Origin of the sequence: Gordonia sp. GONU (assembly GCF_024733855.1) — a bacterium.
Taxonomy (GTDB): Bacteria; Actinomycetota; Actinomycetes; order Mycobacteriales; family Mycobacteriaceae; genus Gordonia; species Gordonia amicalis.
Window position 1 is genome coordinate 1 of sequence record NZ_JANRHB010000031.1, and the last position, 16,684, is coordinate 16,684.

At 68.4% G+C, this 16,684-nt stretch carries 19 protein-coding genes and 1 pseudogene; 18 read left to right on the plus strand and 2 right to left on the minus strand.

What is annotated here, in order from left to right:
* A pseudogene (locus NWF34_RS20335) lies at nt 1-284 on the minus strand (HNH endonuclease); the annotation flags it as partial.
* A gap of 273 nt (nt 285-557) precedes the next feature.
* Here NWF34_RS20335 and NWF34_RS20340 point away from each other — a divergent pair.
* The 5 genes from NWF34_RS20340 to NWF34_RS20360 all read left to right on the plus strand — a co-directional run bounded on the left by NWF34_RS20340 (nt 558) and on the right by NWF34_RS20360 (nt 5,297).
* Nucleotides 558-1,433, plus strand: a complete 876-nt coding sequence (locus tag NWF34_RS20340) for an ABC transporter permease (RefSeq protein WP_024498843.1) — start codon at nt 558-560, stop codon at nt 1,431-1,433.
* A gap of 3 nt (nt 1,434-1,436) precedes the next feature.
* Nucleotides 1,437-2,192: an ABC transporter ATP-binding protein gene (locus tag NWF34_RS20345; RefSeq protein ID WP_024498844.1), complete on the plus strand. Its 756-nt coding sequence runs from the start codon at nt 1,437-1,439 to the stop codon at nt 2,190-2,192.
* Nucleotides 2,185-3,798 carry an FAD-binding protein gene (locus NWF34_RS20350; RefSeq protein ID WP_024498845.1) on the plus strand — a complete coding sequence of 538 codons (1,614 nt, stop codon included), beginning with the start codon at nt 2,185-2,187 and terminating at the stop codon, nt 3,796-3,798. Before NWF34_RS20345 ends, NWF34_RS20350 begins: the two co-directional genes overlap by 8 nt.
* Nucleotides 3,795-4,166 carry a ferredoxin family protein gene (locus NWF34_RS20355; RefSeq protein WP_024498846.1) on the plus strand — a complete coding sequence of 124 codons (372 nt, stop codon included), beginning with the start codon at nt 3,795-3,797 and terminating at the stop codon, nt 4,164-4,166. The genes NWF34_RS20350 and NWF34_RS20355 overlap by 4 nt, the downstream gene beginning before the upstream one ends.
* A gap of 102 nt (nt 4,167-4,268) precedes the next feature.
* The gene (locus tag NWF34_RS20360; protein WP_024498847.1) at nt 4,269-5,297 is read left to right on the plus strand and encodes an ABC transporter substrate-binding protein; all 1,029 of its coding nucleotides are present in this window, start codon (nt 4,269-4,271) and stop codon (nt 5,295-5,297) included.
* Between the two features lie 56 nt (nt 5,298-5,353).
* Here the strand turns inward: NWF34_RS20360 and NWF34_RS20365 are convergent, their stop codons facing one another.
* A complete protein-coding gene (locus tag NWF34_RS20365) occupies nt 5,354-5,809 on the minus strand; it encodes a hemerythrin domain-containing protein (RefSeq protein WP_035760451.1) in 456 nt (151 codons plus the stop codon).
* Between the two features lie 285 nt (nt 5,810-6,094).
* On the opposite strand from NWF34_RS20365, the gene hisD reads away from it, so the two are divergent.
* From hisD to trpC, 13 genes are all read left to right on the plus strand, one after another.
* Nucleotides 6,095-7,438, plus strand: a complete 1,344-nt coding sequence (gene hisD / locus NWF34_RS20370) for a histidinol dehydrogenase (RefSeq protein WP_024498849.1) — start codon at nt 6,095-6,097, stop codon at nt 7,436-7,438.
* Nucleotides 7,435-8,598: a histidinol-phosphate transaminase gene (locus tag NWF34_RS20375; RefSeq protein ID WP_258325967.1), complete on the plus strand. Its 1,164-nt coding sequence runs from the start codon at nt 7,435-7,437 to the stop codon at nt 8,596-8,598. The genes hisD and NWF34_RS20375 overlap by 4 nt, the downstream gene beginning before the upstream one ends.
* Nucleotides 8,595-9,218, plus strand: coding sequence for an imidazoleglycerol-phosphate dehydratase HisB (gene hisB / locus NWF34_RS20380; RefSeq protein WP_006437802.1), 624 nt, complete (start codon nt 8,595-8,597; stop codon nt 9,216-9,218). Before NWF34_RS20375 ends, hisB begins: the two co-directional genes overlap by 4 nt.
* Nucleotides 9,215-9,856, plus strand: coding sequence for an imidazole glycerol phosphate synthase subunit HisH (hisH, locus tag NWF34_RS20385; protein WP_006437803.1), 642 nt, complete (start codon nt 9,215-9,217; stop codon nt 9,854-9,856). Before hisB ends, hisH begins: the two co-directional genes overlap by 4 nt.
* Nucleotides 9,853-10,164 (plus strand): hypothetical protein, encoded by a 312-nt coding sequence (locus NWF34_RS20390; RefSeq protein WP_258325968.1) that lies wholly within the window; start codon nt 9,853-9,855, stop codon nt 10,162-10,164. The genes hisH and NWF34_RS20390 overlap by 4 nt, the downstream gene beginning before the upstream one ends.
* Before the next feature lie 64 nt (nt 10,165-10,228).
* Nucleotides 10,229-10,972: a bifunctional 1-(5-phosphoribosyl)-5-((5-phosphoribosylamino)methylideneamino)imidazole-4-carboxamide isomerase/phosphoribosylanthranilate isomerase PriA gene (gene priA, locus NWF34_RS20395; RefSeq protein WP_159405619.1), complete on the plus strand. Its 744-nt coding sequence runs from the start codon at nt 10,229-10,231 to the stop codon at nt 10,970-10,972.
* Entirely contained in the window at nt 10,972-11,793 is an 822-nt protein-coding gene (locus tag NWF34_RS20400) for an inositol monophosphatase family protein (RefSeq protein WP_258325969.1), read from the plus strand. The genes priA and NWF34_RS20400 overlap by 1 nt, the downstream gene beginning before the upstream one ends.
* Nucleotides 11,794-11,903: 110 nt before the next feature.
* Nucleotides 11,904-12,677 (plus strand): imidazole glycerol phosphate synthase subunit HisF, encoded by a 774-nt coding sequence (hisF, locus tag NWF34_RS20405; protein WP_258325970.1) that lies wholly within the window; start codon nt 11,904-11,906, stop codon nt 12,675-12,677.
* 19 nt (nt 12,678-12,696) lie between these two features.
* On the plus strand, nt 12,697-13,068 hold the full coding sequence (gene hisI / locus NWF34_RS20410; protein WP_024498856.1) for a phosphoribosyl-AMP cyclohydrolase: 372 nt from the start codon (nt 12,697-12,699) through the stop codon (nt 13,066-13,068).
* Nucleotides 13,069-13,107: 39 nt separating this feature from the next.
* Complete coding sequence (locus NWF34_RS20415; protein WP_005196179.1) at nt 13,108-13,287, plus strand: tautomerase family protein; 180 nt, start codon at nt 13,108-13,110, stop codon at nt 13,285-13,287.
* Nucleotides 13,284-14,876: an anthranilate synthase component I gene (locus NWF34_RS20420; RefSeq protein ID WP_258325971.1), complete on the plus strand. Its 1,593-nt coding sequence runs from the start codon at nt 13,284-13,286 to the stop codon at nt 14,874-14,876. The genes NWF34_RS20415 and NWF34_RS20420 overlap by 4 nt, the downstream gene beginning before the upstream one ends.
* Nucleotides 14,873-15,643 carry a TIGR02234 family membrane protein gene (locus NWF34_RS20425; RefSeq protein ID WP_258325972.1) on the plus strand — a complete coding sequence of 257 codons (771 nt, stop codon included), beginning with the start codon at nt 14,873-14,875 and terminating at the stop codon, nt 15,641-15,643. The genes NWF34_RS20420 and NWF34_RS20425 overlap by 4 nt, the downstream gene beginning before the upstream one ends.
* 197 nt (nt 15,644-15,840) lie before the next feature.
* Nucleotides 15,841-16,659, plus strand: a complete 819-nt coding sequence (trpC, locus tag NWF34_RS20430) for an indole-3-glycerol phosphate synthase TrpC (RefSeq protein ID WP_024498859.1) — start codon at nt 15,841-15,843, stop codon at nt 16,657-16,659.
* Nucleotides 16,660-16,684 lie beyond the last annotated feature (25 nt).

The window sequence follows — 16,684 nt, forward strand, 5'->3', positions numbered from 1 at the left end:
TCGGCGATCCGGAGGCGGTGGGTCATGAACTGGATGACGCTGCGGTGCCCGGTCTTACGGGGTAGGTCACGTTCGGTGGCTTCGACGACCTGACGGTCCCCGGCGAAACTCAGTCGCGCGACGGCACGTTCGGTCTCCGCGGCGACCTCCACGAGTTCGGAATCGGTGCACGAGGCCAGATCGACAGTCTGGATCCCATCAATGAGGGCGTGCAGACTGCGAACGAGTTCGGTGGCCCGCGACGGCGGCACGTCTGAAGTGATGATGGCTTCACTGCTGGACATGCTGCACACCCCCGTCCGTCCTGCGAATGTATGTTCGACAGTACGCGCTATCGCGTTGCCGTGCAATGAAAACCGATCATCAGTTATCCGTCGCGAATTGTCGGTACGGCGTGCTAGGACGCGCGGGACTTCGGTGCATGATGACCGCAGATCACTCTGTCGTTCGGGCGGTGGGGTGTTCTGAATCACTCTGGGCCAAAGGGTCCCTCACGGTGGGACGTGTCAGTAGCGTCCGAAACGTCCTGGCCAGCCCACTTCTCAGGCGGATCTCTCATGACTCTCGAGCTCTCGACGCCTCCGGGTGTCGTCGGTGCCGTGCCCGCGGCACCAGCGACCGCGGCGACGCCGGTGCGGTCCACGTCGCGCTCGCGCCGACTCCCGCTCCTGCGTACCAATTCGATTCGTGTCCTGCGCCAGTCCATCGGCCTGATCCTCGTGGTCGGTGTCTGGCAGCTCGGAGCACGAGACTGGTTGGGTGCCACCACGCCTGCGCCGACCGAGGTGGTCACCGCCGGTTGGGAACTCGTTCGCACCGGTGAACTGTGGACCCACCTCGCCGCCTCCGGGCGTCGAGTGGCCATCGGCCTGGCCATCGGTATCGTCATCGGTGCCGTCCTGGGTGCCGCCGCCGGACTGTTCAAGGTCGCCGAGGATGTGGTCAACGCGCCCGTCCAGGTACTGCGCATGATGCCGGCTGTCGCACTGGTGCCGGTGTTCATCATCTGGTTCGGGATCGGCGACGAGTTCAAGATCGCACTCATCATCGTGGCGCCGATCTTCCCGATCTATCTCAATGTCGTCGCCGGCATCCGTGGGGTCGACCAGAAACTGATCGAGGCCGCGGAGTCGTTGGAACTGACACGGTTCGAGCTGATCCGATACGTCGTCCTTCCCGGTGCACTGCCGCAGATCTTCGTCGGCCTCCGCCAGGCGCTGGGTATCGGCTGGCTGGTGCTCGTCGTCGCGGAGATGCAGACGACGCCCGTCGGTCTCGGCTTCCTGATGAACGACGCGAAGGAATACCTCCGCACCGACCAGATCTTCCTGGTGCTGGTCATCTACGCGATCCTCGGTCTGCTGACCGACATCGCCGTGCGTGTGCTCGAACGCCGGTTCCTGTCCTGGCGCAACGGATTCGAAGGTCGGTGACAGATGGTCATCGGTAACGAGAACAGGGTTGTGGTCGCCGGAGCAGGCCGCGAGTTCGACGGGCGGACGGTCCTGGCCGACGTCGATCTGACCATCGAACCGGGAGAGTTCGTCGCCCTCCTCGGGGCGAGTGGCTCGGGCAAGAGCACGCTGTTGCGGGGGATCGGTGGCCTCGACCGTGGATTCACCGGCATCATCGAGGCCCCGGCCGCCAAGGCCATCGTGTTCCAGGAACACCGGCTCATGCCGTGGTTGTCCGTATGGCGCAATGTCGCTCTCGGCCTACGCGGCGGCAACACGCGGGACCGTGCAAGACGCGCGCTCGAGGAGGTCGGTCTCGCCTCGAAGTCCGACGCGTGGCCCTCGACCCTGTCGGGTGGCGAGGCGCAGCGGACGGCACTGGCCCGCGGCCTCGTCCGCGAGCCCGAACTGCTGTTGCTCGACGAACCGTTCGGTGCACTGGACGCACTGACCAGGATCAACGCCCAGAAGCTCGTCGCGCGACTGTGGGAAACACATCGCCCGGCAACTCTTCTCGTCACCCACGACGTGGAAGAGGCGTTGCTGCTCGCCGATCGCGCCCTGATCCTGCGGGGCGGCCACATCGACGAGGAGATCGTCGTCGACCTTCCCCGTCCTCGCCGGGTGACCGATCCCGAGTTCGTCGCCCTACGTTCGCGTCTGCTCGCCGGACTCGGTGTCGGCGACGGCGAACCCATCCGAACGACCACCACTGATCAGGAGTACACACATGTCTGAGCAACTGACGCTGTCCACCGATGTGCTCGTGATCGGCGGCGGGCCGGCGGCCACCTGGGCGGCCATCCATGCCCGCGACGCGGGTGCGGAGGTCATCATCGTCGACAAGGGATACTGCGGTACCTCGGGCACGACGGCGCCCGCCGGAACCGGTGTCTGGTACGTGGCTCCCGATCCTGACGAGCGCGCCAAGGCCAAGGCGAGCCGCGAGACGCTGGGCGGAAACCTCGCCGACCACGCGTGGATGGACCGGGTGCTCGACCAGACCTACGCCAATATGCACCGGCTGGGCACCGAGGGCCGGTATCCGTTCCCGGTCGACGACCGAACCGGCGAACCCATCCGTACCGGCGTCCAGGGCCCCGAGTACATGCGACGGATGCGGGCCTGGGTCCAGCGCCGCGGTGTGCAGATCCTGGACCATTCGCCGGTTCTCGAACTCCTCACCGACGCGTCCGGCGCGGTGGGCGGCGCGGTGGGCTACCAGCGCCAGGCCGATCGCGACTTCCGCGTCACGGCAGGGGCGGTCGTCCTCGCCACCGGTGGCTGCGCGTTCTTGTCCACAGCGCTGGGCACCAACGTCGACACCGGTGACGGTGCACTCATGGCAGCCGAGGTCGGGGCGTCGTTCTCCGGCATGGAGTTCGCGAACGCCTACGCCATCGTCCCCAAAGGCTCGACGGTAACGAAGACCGCGTACTACGGGTACGCGACCTTCTTCCACGCCGACGGACGCATCGTCGAGGGCGCGGGGTCGATGAAGGGGAGGTCGATGATCGCCCGGACGTTGCTGAACGAACCCGTCTTCGCCCAACTCGACCGTGCCGACGAGACGGTCGCAGCGAAGATGCGGAAGGGGCAACCCAACTTCTTCCTGCAGTTCGATCGCCGTGGAATCGACCCGTTCACACAGCGTTTCGAGGTCGACCTGCTCGCCGAGGGAACCGTGCGGGGAACCGGCGGCATCGACGTCGTCGACGACGACTGCTGGACGGGAGTACCCGGCCTGTACGCGGCCGGCGACGCGGCGACCCGCGAGCGCATCTGTGGCGGCTTCACCGGTGGTGGCAGCCACAATTCGGCGTGGGCGATGTCCTCCGGCAGCTTCGCCGGTGCGGCGGCCGCCCGAGCGTCCCGCAGCGCGGGCGGCGCGGTGCCGATCGACCGGCTCCGCGGCGCGGGGACCGTCGGGTTGTCGCTCACCCACGGCTCGCTCAGCGCCGACGAGGTCGTGGCAGCGGCGCAGGCCGAGCTGACTCCGTTCGACAAGAACTACATTCGCACCGGTGATCGGATGGCCGCTGCTCTGCGGGGGCTCGATTCCCTGTGGGACGGCGTCGCCGACAGCTCCTATGGAGCGCCGACGCCGGCAGGTCGCATCCGGACGAGAGAGGCCGCCGCGATCACCGCCGTCGGACGCTGGATCTATCGATCGGCGCTGGCGCGCACCGAATCCCGCGGGATGAGCAAGCGCGACGACATCCCGGGTCTCGATCCCGCCCAGCAGGCACATGTGCGTACCGGTGGACTCGACGAGGTGTGGGTCTCCGGCCCTCGCCCGACCGGCCACGTCGGAACCGGGACTCTCGCGAGGATTCCGGCATGATCGAACTCGTCGTCGCGTCCGCCTGCATCGCCTGCGACAAGTGCGTGAACGTCTGCCCGACGAACGTCTTCGACACGGGCACAGACGGTATCCCGGTGATCTCGCGACAGTCGGACTGCCAGACGTGTTTCATGTGCGAGGCGTACTGCCCGACCGACGCGCTCTATGTCAGTCCTCAATCGACGCCGATCGGTTCCGATGACACGGTCCGCGAGGAACTGATCGGCAGTTACCGCGAGAAGCTGGGCTGGGGGAAGGGGCGTCAGCCGGGAAGCCGAACGGCCGTCGGACCGCCCATTCCGCACGGGGATCCGCCGCCACGGCTCGTCGAGCGAATCCTCGACGAACCCTCTCCCTCCATCGGCTGAACACACCTCAGTCGAAATCACCTGAACCGCAACCGGTTCACCGAACCCGCGCGCTCTCGTCATGCCTTTGCCGGGATCGCGCCACGAACAGAGAACTCACCCATGAACATCGACCGCCGTCATCCGATCCGCCGATTCACGCGCACGGTCGCCGTCCTTGCGGCCGCATCTGCGGTCATGGCCGTCGCCGCATGCGGATCCGACGACACGTCCTCGGCCCAGCGCGACGTCATCGACACCCTCCGTATCGGTGTCATCGGTTCCAGCAACGTCATCGCCGGCCCGGTCGGGTTCGCACACAGCCGCGGCGAACTCCTCGAGGCGTTCGCGCCTCTCGGGGTCAGCAAGGTGGAGGTGTTCAGTTTCCCGAACGGTCCCGATCTGAACCAGGCCCTCGTCGGGGGGCGACTCGACGTGGCCAACTACGGCGACACGCCCGCGTTGGTGGCCCGCGGATCCGGCCTGCAGACGCGACTGGTCGCGGTTCAGCAGTTCAACAACGACGCCGGCGTCGTCGCGAAGGACCCGTCCATCAAGACACTCTCGGACCTCGCGGGCAAGAACATCGGAGTCCCGAAGGGGTCCTACATCGACCGGTACCTGCAGGGAGCCCTGGCCGAGGAGGGGATCTCGGCGAACCTGATCCATCTGTACCCGGCAGATCAAGAGGCGCCACTCAACTCGGGCGAGATCGATGCAGCGGCCCTCCCGGGCGTCATCCCGTCGGTCGCCCTGCAGACGTTCGAAGGGAAGGGGTTCCACCTCGTCGACTCCGTCTACCGGGACCGTCCGAATCTCGCCGGGACCAGTGTGACCGTCAGCAGCGAGGAGTTCCTCACCAAGAACCCAGAGTTCGCGCCCATCTGGCAGAAGCTGCACGCCTCCGCGGTCGACTACGCCAAGGACCACTGGGACGAGTATCTGCAGTTCGAACTCGGCAACTCCAAGGCTCCCGAGGCGGCGGTCCGTGCCGCAGCGAATCCCGACGGGTACTCCGAAGAACCGTTCCCCGCGGATGCCGTCGAACTGCTCACCGGCACCAAGGCGTTCCTCGTCGAGCAGGGCAGCATCAAGTCCGACTTCGACCTCGAGAGCTGGTTCCAGCGGTCGCCGATCGACAAGAACCCCTGATCGGAGGTGCCTCCGTACTCATGCGGCTCCCGCGGCCGGTCAAGGGTCCCGGCCGCCTAGATCCCGGTGCCCAGTAGTCGCTCACCGGGGTGGGCGGCTTCCCACGCGGCGATCGCGGCGTCCCACTGGTCGCCGTCGAGGGTGGTGACCGACGCGGGGAAGAGGGCGTCCTCCTCCTTCGCGATGTGCCGGTGCAGGGCGAAGACCTCGCGTCGGAATCGGTCCCGGTCTTCCGGGATTGACAGGTCCATCGAGTCCAGGAAGGTGCCGAGTTCGCGATGCTCGGTGACGAGCGGGTCGATGTATTCGGCGAAGAGGTCGTGTTCGGAGTCGAGCAGCTGGGAGAACAGGCCGTCTTCTTCGCCACGCCAGTGCGACCGGAGTTCGACTGTCAGCCTTCCGGCGAGGTCACGTGCACGATCCACGTCACCCGCATCGAGTGCGCGGACCGCATCGCCGCCGAGGTTCACGGCCCGCTCGTGTTCGGCGGTGTAATCCCGCAGGAGCGGCATGTCCCGGCAACCGCAGTATTGGCACACTCTCTCACCTCTCTGTCCACTCACCCCGCCGTCCCTCGACGGTCCGCTCGTTCGGTCCGGTTGCGGGAATGTGAGCCCTCCACCCACATCCCACGGTACGAGGAATGATGGGTTGTCGCGTGTCTCTCGCCGGTCGGCGGTGGTCGGGAACGACGAGTACGCGAGACGTCGGCACACCCTCCCCACCCGCACCAGAAACCCGCTGGCCACCGACCCGTATCCTGGACGGGTAAATTCCCGCACCGACCAGGAGAGATCATGCTCGCCCGAATTGACCTGCGCGGTAGCACGCCGACGCTCGCCGAATTGCGTCGCGCGCTGCCCCGCGGGGGTACCGACGTCAATGCCGTACTCGACACGGTGACGCCGGTTGTGCATGCGGTGGCCGAGACCGGCACGCCCGCGGCGCTGGAATTCGGGGAGAAGTTCGACGGTGTGCGGCCCGCCTCGGTGCGGGTCCCCGCCCAGGTCATCGCCGATGCCCTCGCCGGTCTCGACCCCCAGGTCGCCGACGCGCTCCGCGAATCCATCACCCGTGCGCGCAAGGTGCACTCCGACCAGCGGCGCGAGACCACCCACACCCAGGTCGTCGACGGCGGTGTCGTCAGCGAGAAGTGGATTCCGGTGCGTCGCGTGGGGCTCTACGTTCCCGGCGGCAACGCGGTCTATCCGTCTTCGGTGATCATGAACGTCGTCCCCGCGCAGGAGGCCGGCGTCGGCTCGTTGGTCGTCGCGTCGCCTCCGCAGAAGGACTTCGGTGGCTGGCCACACCCGACCATCCTCGCCGCCTGCGCGCTTCTCGGCGTCGACGAGGTGTGGGCGGTCGGCGGTGCACAGGGCGTCGCGCTGCTCGCCTACGGAGGAACCGATACCGATGCCGCCGACGAGCCGGGCGCCGTCCTCGACCCGGTCGACCTGATCACCGGCCCGGGCAACATCTACGTCACCGCCGCCAAGCGGTTGTGCCGCAGCGTGGTCGGCATCGACTCGGAGGCCGGACCCACCGAGATCGCGATCCTCGCCGACGACTCGGCCGACGCGGGCATCCTCGCCTCCGACCTCATCAGCCAGGCCGAACACGACGTCCTCGCCGCCTCGGTGCTCGTCACCGACAGCACCGAGCTCGCCGATGCCGTCGACGTCGCACTCGACCAGCAGGTCGCCGCGACCAAGCACCGCGAGCGCGTCACGACCGCGTTGTCGGGGGAGCAGTCCGGCATCGTCCTCGTCGACGACCTCGAAGCCGGTCTCGCCGTCGTCGACGCCTACGCCGCCGAACACCTCGAGATCCAGACCCGCGACGCCGCCGCGATCGCCGACCGCGTGCACAACGCGGGTGCGATCTTCGTCGGCCCGTATGCGCCGGTCAGTCTTGGCGACTACTGCGCGGGCTCCAATCACGTTCTGCCGACCTCGGGTTCGGCGCGCTTCGCGTCGGGCCTGTCGGTGCAAACCTTCCTCAAGGGTGTCCACGTCATCGACTACGACGAGGCCGCACTGCGTGAGGTCGCCGACAAGGTCGTCACCCTGGCCGACGCCGAGGACCTGCCCGGTCACGGCGACGCGGTCAAGCAGCGCTTCGCGGGGAGCGTGCGCTCGTGACGGCATCGGAGGCGCCTGTCACGAACCTCACGGGAAGCGACGTCCCGGGCTCGGGGATCACCGTCGACGACCTGCCGCTGCGCGAGAACCTGCGCGGTAAGTCCGCCTATGGCGCACCGCAACTCAAGGTGCCGGTGATCCTCAACACCAACGAGAACCCGCACCCGCCGTCGCAGGCCCTGATCGACGACGTCGCCGCCTCGGCCCGTGACGCCGCGGCGGAACTGCACCGCTACCCCGACCGCGATGCGATCGCCCTGCGTACCGACCTCGCCGCGTACCTGACCCGAGCCACCGGAGTGCAGCTCGGTGCCGAGAACCTCTGGGCCGCAAACGGTTCCAATGAGATCCTGCAGCAGCTGCTGCAGGCGTTCGGCGGTCCCGGGCGTCGTGCGCTCGGCTTCGTGCCGTCGTACTCGATGCACCCGATCATCTCCGACGGCACCGACACCGCCTGGCTCGTCGCCGCGCGCTCACCCGACTTCGGTCTCGACATCGACTACGCGGTCGCCGAGGTCACCAACCGCGAACCCGACGTGGTCTTCGTGACCTCGCCCAACAACCCGACCGGTGGCTCGATCCCGCTCACCGATCTGCGGCGCATCGTCGAGGCCGCACCCGGCATCGTGATCGTCGACGAGGCGTACGCCGAGTTCTCGTCCGCACCGAGCGCGACCGAGCTGATCGACGAGTTCCCGACCAAGGTCGTCGTCAGCCGCACCATGTCGAAGGCCTTCGCCTTTGCCGGCGGACGCCTCGGCTACCTCGCCGCAGCACCGGCCGTCGTCGACGCCATCCAGCTCGTCCGCCTGCCGTACCACCTGTCGGTGCTCACCCAGGCCGCCGCACGCGCCGCACTGCGTCACAGCGACGACACCCTCGCCGGTGTCGCCGAGATCATCGCCGAACGCGAACGCGTGGTGACGGCGCTCACCGGCTTCGGCTACCGCGTCGTCGACTCGGACTCGAACTTCGTGCTGTTCGGCGGCTTCCGGGATGCTCCCGCGTCCTGGCAGCGTTACCTCGATGCCGGTGTCCTCATCCGGGACGTCGGGATCGCCGGCCACCTGCGGGTGACCATCGGACTCCCACCCGAGAACGACGCCTTCCTCGACGTCAGCCGCACGCTCGCAACAACAGATCTGGAGAACTCTCAGTGAGCACCCCCGCGCCTCGCATCGCGAAGGTCGAACGGACCACCAAGGAATCCTCGATCTCGGTCGAACTCGATCTCGACGGGACCGGCATCACCGACATCTCCACCGGTATCGCGTTCTACGACCACATGCTGACGGCGTTCGGCCAGCACGGCAGCTTCGACCTCACCGTCAAGGCCGAGGGCGACATCGAGGTCGAGGGACACCACACCATCGAGGACACCGCCATCGTCCTCGGACAGGCGCTCGGTCAGGCCCTCGGCGACAAGAAGGGCATCCGCCGCTTCGGCGACGCCTGGATCCCGATGGACGAGACCCTCGCGCAGGCCGTCGTCGATGTGTCCGGCCGTCCGTACTGCGTGCACACCGGCGAACCGGACCACCTGCTCACCGCGGTGATCGGCGGATACCCGGGCGTACCGTATTCGACGATCATCAACCGGCACGTCTTCGAGTCGATCGCCCTCAACGCCCGCATCGCCCTGCACGTGCGGGTGCTCTACGGCCGCGATCAGCACCACATCACCGAGGCCGAGTTCAAGGCCGTTGCGCGTGCCCTGCGCACGGCAACCGAATACGACGCACGCGTGACCGGTGTGCCGTCGACGAAGGGTGCCCTGTGAGCGCGGCCGACGTCACGATCCTCGACTACGGTTCGGGCAACCTGCGCTCGGCGCAGCGGGCGCTCGAGCGCACGGGCGCCCAGGTGACCGTGACCTCCGACTTCAACACCGCACTCGAGGCGACCGGTCTCGTCGTGCCCGGTGTCGGTGCGTTCGCCGCATGCATGGAAGGTCTGCGCGCGGTGAAGGGCGACCGGATCATCGGTCGGCGCCTCGCCGGCGGACGCCCGGTCCTGGGCATCTGCGTCGGCATGCAGATCCTGTTCGAACGCGGTGTGGAGTTCGGGGTCGAGGCCGAAGGTTGCGGGGAGTGGCCCGGAAGCGTCACCCAGCTGCCGGCTCCGGTCCTGCCGCACATGGGTTGGAACACCGTGGAGGCCCCGGAGGACTCGGTGCTGTTCGCCGGACTCGACGCCGACACCCGCTTCTACTTCGTGCACTCTTATGCCGCACAGAGCTGGGAGATGGACAACGTCGGTTCGCCGCTCGCGGCCCCGAAGCTGACCTGGGCCGAACACGGCGGACGTTTCCTGGCTGCCGTCGAGAACGGACCGCTCTCGGCCACGCAGTTCCATCCGGAGAAGTCCGGCGATGCCGGAGCCCAACTCCTGGAGAACTGGGTGAAGGGTCTCTCATGACCGGCGGCACGCCGGCTGGCGGTGCAGGCGGTGGGGCCGGCGGGAACTCTGCCGACACCCCGTCGGCGGGCGGCGGTTTCTCGATCGCCAAGCTCGCGTTCTACGCTCTCGGCGCCGGTGTGCTGGTTCTGGCGGTGTCCATCCCGATCATCGTCCTGCTGGCGAACTGGTCGCCGGTCGCCGGTCTGATCGCCGCGCTGGCGGCGGTGGTCGCGATGATCGCGGCGATCGGTACGGTGGCAAACCGCATGGTCAACCGTGCGCGGGCCGATCTGATCGCAGCCCGTGACGACCACCCGCCGGCCTGACCCCTCTTCCACGACAGCCAGGACACAACAGTCCGACCCGAGAACAGACAGGAAAACTCCACCCATGGGTAGCACCCTCGAACTCCTTCCCGCCGTCGACGTCGCCGACGGGCAGGCGGTCCGCCTGGTCCAGGGCGCGGCCGGCACCGAGACCTCCTACGGCTCGCCGCGCGACGCGGCGCTGGCGTGGCAGAACGACGGTGCGGAGTGGATTCACCTCGTCGATCTCGATGCCGCGTTCGGCCGTGGTGACAACCGTGAGCTCCTCGCGGGTGTGGTCGGCGAACTCGACGTGAAGGTGGAACTGTCGGGCGGCATCCGCGATGACGAGTCGCTCGCCGCGGCGCTGGCCACCGGTTGTACCCGCGTCAACCTCGGTACCGCGGCCCTCGAGAACCCGGAATGGTGCGCCCGCGCGATCGCCGACCACGGAGACCGCATCGCCGTCGGCCTCGACGTCATCCGCGACGGCGAGTCCTACCGGCTGCGCGGCCGCGGCTGGGTCACCGACGGCGGCGACCTGTGGGAGGTCCTCGAGCGCCTCAACCGCGACGGTTGCTCGCGCTACGTCGTGACCGACGTGTCCAAGGACGGCACCCTCAAGGGCCCGAACCTCGAACTGCTCGCCGAGGTCGCCGCGGCCACCGACGCACCGATCGTCGCCTCCGGCGGTGTCTCGGCGGTCGACGATCTGATCGCGATCGCCGGTCTCGTCGACCAGGGCGTCGAGGGTGCGATCGTCGGCAAGGCGCTCTACGCCGGCCGCTTCACCCTGCCCGAGGCGCTCACGGCCGTCGCCGGGGTCTGATGAGCGCAGCCCAGAGTTCGCTCGACCTCCCGCGGTTGCTCGACACCGCGGGATCGGTCCTCGACGCCGCCGTGGAGACCTTCGTCGAAGGGCTGGGCGCGCCGAGCGCCGTGCACAAGGGCGGGACGGACTTCGCCACACAGGTGGACCTCGACCTGGAACGACAGATCTCCGCCGAACTCGAGGACCGGACGCAGATACCCGTCCACGGTGAGGAGTTCGGCGGTGCCGACCCGATCGACGGCCCCGTCTGGGTGCTCGATCCGGTCGACGGGACCTTCAACTACTCCGCGGGTATGCCCCTGACCGGCATCCTGCTCGGTCTCGTCGTCGACGGCGAGGCGACGCTGGGTCTGACCTGGCTGCCGCTCCTGGACCGGAAGTACGCCGCCCACGCGGACGGACCACTGATGGTCAACGGTGTGGCCGTGGAATCACCGCCCGATCCGGCCCTCGACGAGTCGGCGATCGCCTTCGGGCCGTTCAACGCGGCCGGGCGCGGTCGCTATGCGGGAGCCAAGCGGGCCGACCTGCTGCGCGCGCTGAGCTCACGTGTCGCACGGATCCGGATGACCGGCAGCACCGGCGTGGACATGGCGTTCACCGCCTCGGGCGTGTTCGGCGGAGCTGTTGCCTTCGGACGTCATCCCTGGGACAACGCGGCGGGCGCCGCACTGGTCCGCGCCGCGGGTGGCGTGGCCACCGACCTGGCGGGGGAGCGCTGGACGGTCGCGTCCCCGTCGCTGGTGGCCGGCGCACCCACGGTGCACGCAGGGCTGATGGCGGTGATCGACGAAACGGTCGAGGACTGGTCGGCGTGACCCCGCAGAACCGAGACGTGGCGGCCACCGATGAGGCAGCCACCGATGAGAGAGGTGCGAGAACATCCCATGGAAGCACCACAGGTCAACGAGCTGAAGGAGTCACGACGATGACGCTGGCGACCCGGGTCATCCCGTGCCTCGACGTCGACGACGGTCGAGTGGTCAAGGGCGTCAACTTCGAGAACCTGCGCGACGCCGGAGATCCGGTCGAACTGGCCGAACGCTACGACCGCGAGGGTGCCGACGAACTGACCTTCCTCGACGTCACCGCGTCGAGCTCGGGACGTTCGACGATGATCGACGTCGTCAAGCGGACCGCCGACCAGGTGTTCATCCCGCTCACCGTCGGTGGCGGCATCCGCACCGTCGAGGACGTCGACACGATGCTGCGCGCGGGCGCGGACAAGGTCAGCGTCAACACCGCCGCGATCGCACGTCCCGAGGTCCTCGCCGAGATGAGCCGGCGGTTCGGTTCGCAGTGCATCGTCCTGTCGGTCGACGCGCGGACCGTGCCGGAGGGTTCCCAGCCGACGCCGTCCGGCTGGGAGGTCACCACACACGGCGGCCGCAAGGGCACCGGTATCGACGCGATCGAGTGGGCTCGGCGCGGTCAGGAGCTCGGGGTCGGCGAGATCCTGCTGAACTCGATGGACGCCGACGGCACCAAGCAGGGTTTCGACCTGCGCATGCTGAAGGCGGTGCGCGAGGCCGTGCAGGTTCCGGTCATCGCCAGCGGCGGTGCCGGCCGTGTCGAGGACTTCGCCCCCGCAGTCGAGGCCGGTGCGGACGCGGTGCTGGCCGCCTCGGTGTTCCACTTCGGTGAACTCACCATCCACGACGTGAAGGCGGCCATGCGGGACGCCGGGGTCACCGTCCGATGACACAGGCAGGAGAACGCTGATGGCACTCGATCCGGAGCTCGCCGCACGTCTCAAGCGCAACGCCGACGGGTTGTTCAGTGCGGTCGCCCAGGAACGCTCGACGGGTGACGTACTGATGGTCGCGTGGATGGACGACGCCGCCCTCGAGCGCACCCTCGCGACGCGCACGGCGACCTACTATTCGCGCTCGCGCCAGGAGTACTGGGTCAAGGGCGAGACCAGCGGCCACACCCAGTACGTGCACGACGCACGCCTCGACTGCGACGGCGACACGGTGCTGCTCGTCGTCGACCAGGTCGGCGCGGCCTGCCATACCGGCAACCACAGCTGTTTCGACACCGACTCGCTGCCGTTCGGAACAGAAGCCCGTCCCGTCGATTCCGCACAGTAGATTTCCATCGTGATCACACCCGAAAGGCGGTGACGCTGCATGCCCCTCATCCAGATCTCGCAGACCCCCGGACTCTCCGACCGCGTCAAGCGCGAGACCATCGCGGCGGTGACCGAGGCGTACGCCAAGGCAACCGGCAAGAACCCGGATTCCGTCTGGGTGACGATCACCGAGGTACCGCGCACCCAGTGGGGCGTCGGCGGCGAGCCCCTCGGATGAGCGGCGTGAACTCGGCGGCCGTGGCGCACACGACGTCCCTCACCGAATTCCTCGACCTCGCCCGCGACCATCGCGTGGTGCCGGTGACCCGTAAAGTGCTCGCCGATTCCGAGACACCGCTGTCGGCGTACGGCAAGCTGGCCGGCGACCGTCCCGGCACCTTCCTGCTGGAATCGGCGGAGAACGGCCGCTCCTGGTCGCGCTGGTCCTTCATCGGGGCCGGAGCGCCATCGGCGCTGACCGTCGTCGACGGTCAGGCGCACTGGTGGGGATCGGTGCCGGTGGGCGCGCCCGAAGGCGGAGACGCGCTCGAGGTGCTGGCCGAGTCGCTGCGCGTCCTGCGGACCGACCCGTTGCCGGGTATGCCGCCGCTGACCGGTGGCTTCGTCGGGTTCATGGCCTATGACATGGTCCGGCGTCTCGAACGCCTCCCCGAGACCACCGTCGACGACCTCGGCCTGCCGGACATGATGATGGTGCTGGCCACCGACCTCGCCGCCGTCGACCATCACGAGGGCACGATCACGCTGATCGCCAACGCGGTGAACTGGGACGGCTCCGACGAACGCGTCGAGGAGGCCTACGCCGACGCCGTGGCGCGGCTGGACCGGATGACCGAGGCGCTCGCCGCACCGGCGTCCTCGACCGTCTCGACCTTCGACCGGCCCAAGCCGGACTTCACCGCGCAGCGCTCCCTGGAGGAGTACAGCGAGATCGTCACGAGCCTCGTCGGCGAGATCGAGGCGGGCGAGGCCTTCCAGGTCGTCCCCTCGATGCGTTTCGAGATGGACACCGACGCCGATCCGCTGGACGTCTACCGCGTGCTCCGCGCGTCGAACCCCAGCCCGTACATGTACCTGCTGCGGATGCCGGGGACCGAGGCGAACAGCGACACCGCTGCCCCCGATGCGATCGCACGCAAGCCGTTCACGATCGTCGGCAGCAGCCCGGAGGCGCTGGTCACCGTGTCCGACCGGGTCGCGACCACGCACCCCATCGCGGGAACGCGCTGGCGTGGCGCCACCGAGGAAGAGGACCAGCTGCTCGGCAAGGGCCTTCTGGAAGACGAGAAGGAGAACGCCGAACACCTCATGCTCGTCGACCTCGGCCGCAACGATCTCGGTCGCGTCTGCGTCCCGGGCACGGTGAAGGTCAGCGACTATCGCCACATCGAGCGGTACAGCCACGTCATGCACCTGGTGTCGACGGTCTCGGGAACCCTCCGAACGGACAAGCATGCGCTCGACGCGGTCACCGCCTGCTTCCCGGCCGGAACCCTCACCGGAGCGCCCAAGGTACGCGCGATGGAACTGATCGACGAACACGAGAAGACACGACGCGGCCTGTACGGCGGCATCGTCGGCTACCTCGACTTCGCCGGCAACGCCGACACCGCCATCGCCATCCGCACCGCGCTCCTCGCGCGCGGGCACGCCTACGTGCAGGCCGGTGGCGGCGTGGTCGCCGACAGCGAACCCGAATACGAGTACAACGAGGCACGCAACAAGGCCACCGCGGTGCTCAATGCCGTCGCCGCCGCGTCGACGATGAGCAGGGTCGGGGAGACACCTGGAGGGGAGACGTCGTGACCTCAGCCGAACAGCCGGCCGCCGGCGCCGCGCCGAAGTCCCGGCCGAAGTCGTCGCGCCGTCCGCAGATCATCGCCGCGATCCTGATGGCGGCCACCGCCGCCGCGTTCTGGGGTGCGAGCCGGCTGACGTGGGCGACGGTCTCGGCCGAGGACGGCCTCTCTCCCCAGCGCGCGTTCGACGTCAAGGGATCGGACTGGAGCCCCTGGCTGACGCCGCTCGCCCTGGTCTATCTCGCCGGTATCGCCGCGGTGCTGTCCGTGCGGGGCTGGGGCCTGCGCCTCGTCGCACTACTGGTCGCTGCCGGCGGTGTGCTGGCCGCGTTCCCGGCGATCTCACTCATCACCGGCGGCACCGACTCCGAGTACGCCGCCGACGCGGGCGACATCCCGGACCGGTACATCGTGCTCTACACCGACACCAAGTGGCCGCCTGCAGCGCTCGTGCTGCTCGGCACGGTGTGCGCGGTCGCCGCCGCCGTTGTGCTGCTCCGGGTGGCCAAGGGTGCGAGGATGTCGTCCAAGTACAAGACTCCCGCCGCCCGGCGGGAGGAGCTCGAGACCGAGATCTTCGCCGACTACGAGCGAAGGAAGAAGGCGGCCGCGGCGGACGCCACGACCGGGGACGCCCCGGCCACGGGCGAGGTCGAGACCGGCGGGAAGGACGGCCGGTCCGGCGACGATCCCGACGCGAACGAGCGCATGATGTGGGACGCGCTCGACACCGGGATCGACCCGACAGAGTCGTCCGATCCGGACGAGCGCTGACCGCTCCGGGCGCGCAATGACCCGAACCGAAGTTCTCCGTGAGACGCACCCGACAGGCCGAGATATGCGTACTGAGACATGCGTAACAGTCGAGGACCGTTGCAGGTTTGTGGAGATTCGGCCAACCCGACGACAGGCCGCCGAGACGATCGGTCTACCCTGAGACCACACGACGAGCGGAAGGGAGCGGAGTCGCTGTGAGCATGCCCAACGTTCTCGAGTCGATCATCGAGGGAGTCAAAGCCGACGTCGCCGCACGTGAAGCGGTGGTCGACTTCGCTGCTGTCAAGGCCGCCTCGGCGAAGGCTCCCGCTCCCCGAGATGTCATGGCGGCGCTCCGCCAGCCCGGCATCGGTGTGATCGCCGAGGTCAAGCGCGCCAGTCCGTCGAAGGGGGAGCTCGCCTCGATCGGCGATCCCGCCGAGCTCGCCAAGGCCTACGAACAGGGCGGCGCCCGCATCATCAGCGTCCTGACCGAGGAGCGTCGCTTCCACGGATCACTCGCCGACCTCGACGCCGTTCGTGCAGCGGTCGACATCCCGGTCCTGCGCAAGGACTTCATCGTCGGGCCGTATCAGATCCACGAGGCCCGCGCCCACGGCGCCGACGTCATCCTGCTCATCGTGGCGGCCCTCGAACAGAACGTCCTCGCCTCGTTGCTCGACCGCACCGAGAGCCTGGGCATGACCGCCCTCGTGGAGGTCCACACCGAGGAAGAAGCCGACCGTGCCCTCGAGGCCGGCGCGTCGGTCGTCGGCGTGAACGCCCGAAACCTGAAGACCCTGCAGGTCGAGCGGGACACCTTCTCGCGGATCGCCCCCGGCCTGCCGACCGAGATCATCCGCATCGCGGAGTCCGGCGTACGTGGAACCGCCGACCTGCTGGCCTATGCCGGAGCGGGCGCCGACGCCGTCCTGGTGGGTGAGGGACTCGTGACAAGTGGTGACCCCCGCGCCGCCGTGCGTGAGCTGGTCACTGCGGGTACCCATCCGTCGTGCCCGAAACCAGTTCGCTGACATACGCCTTCGGGCCGTGTTCGGT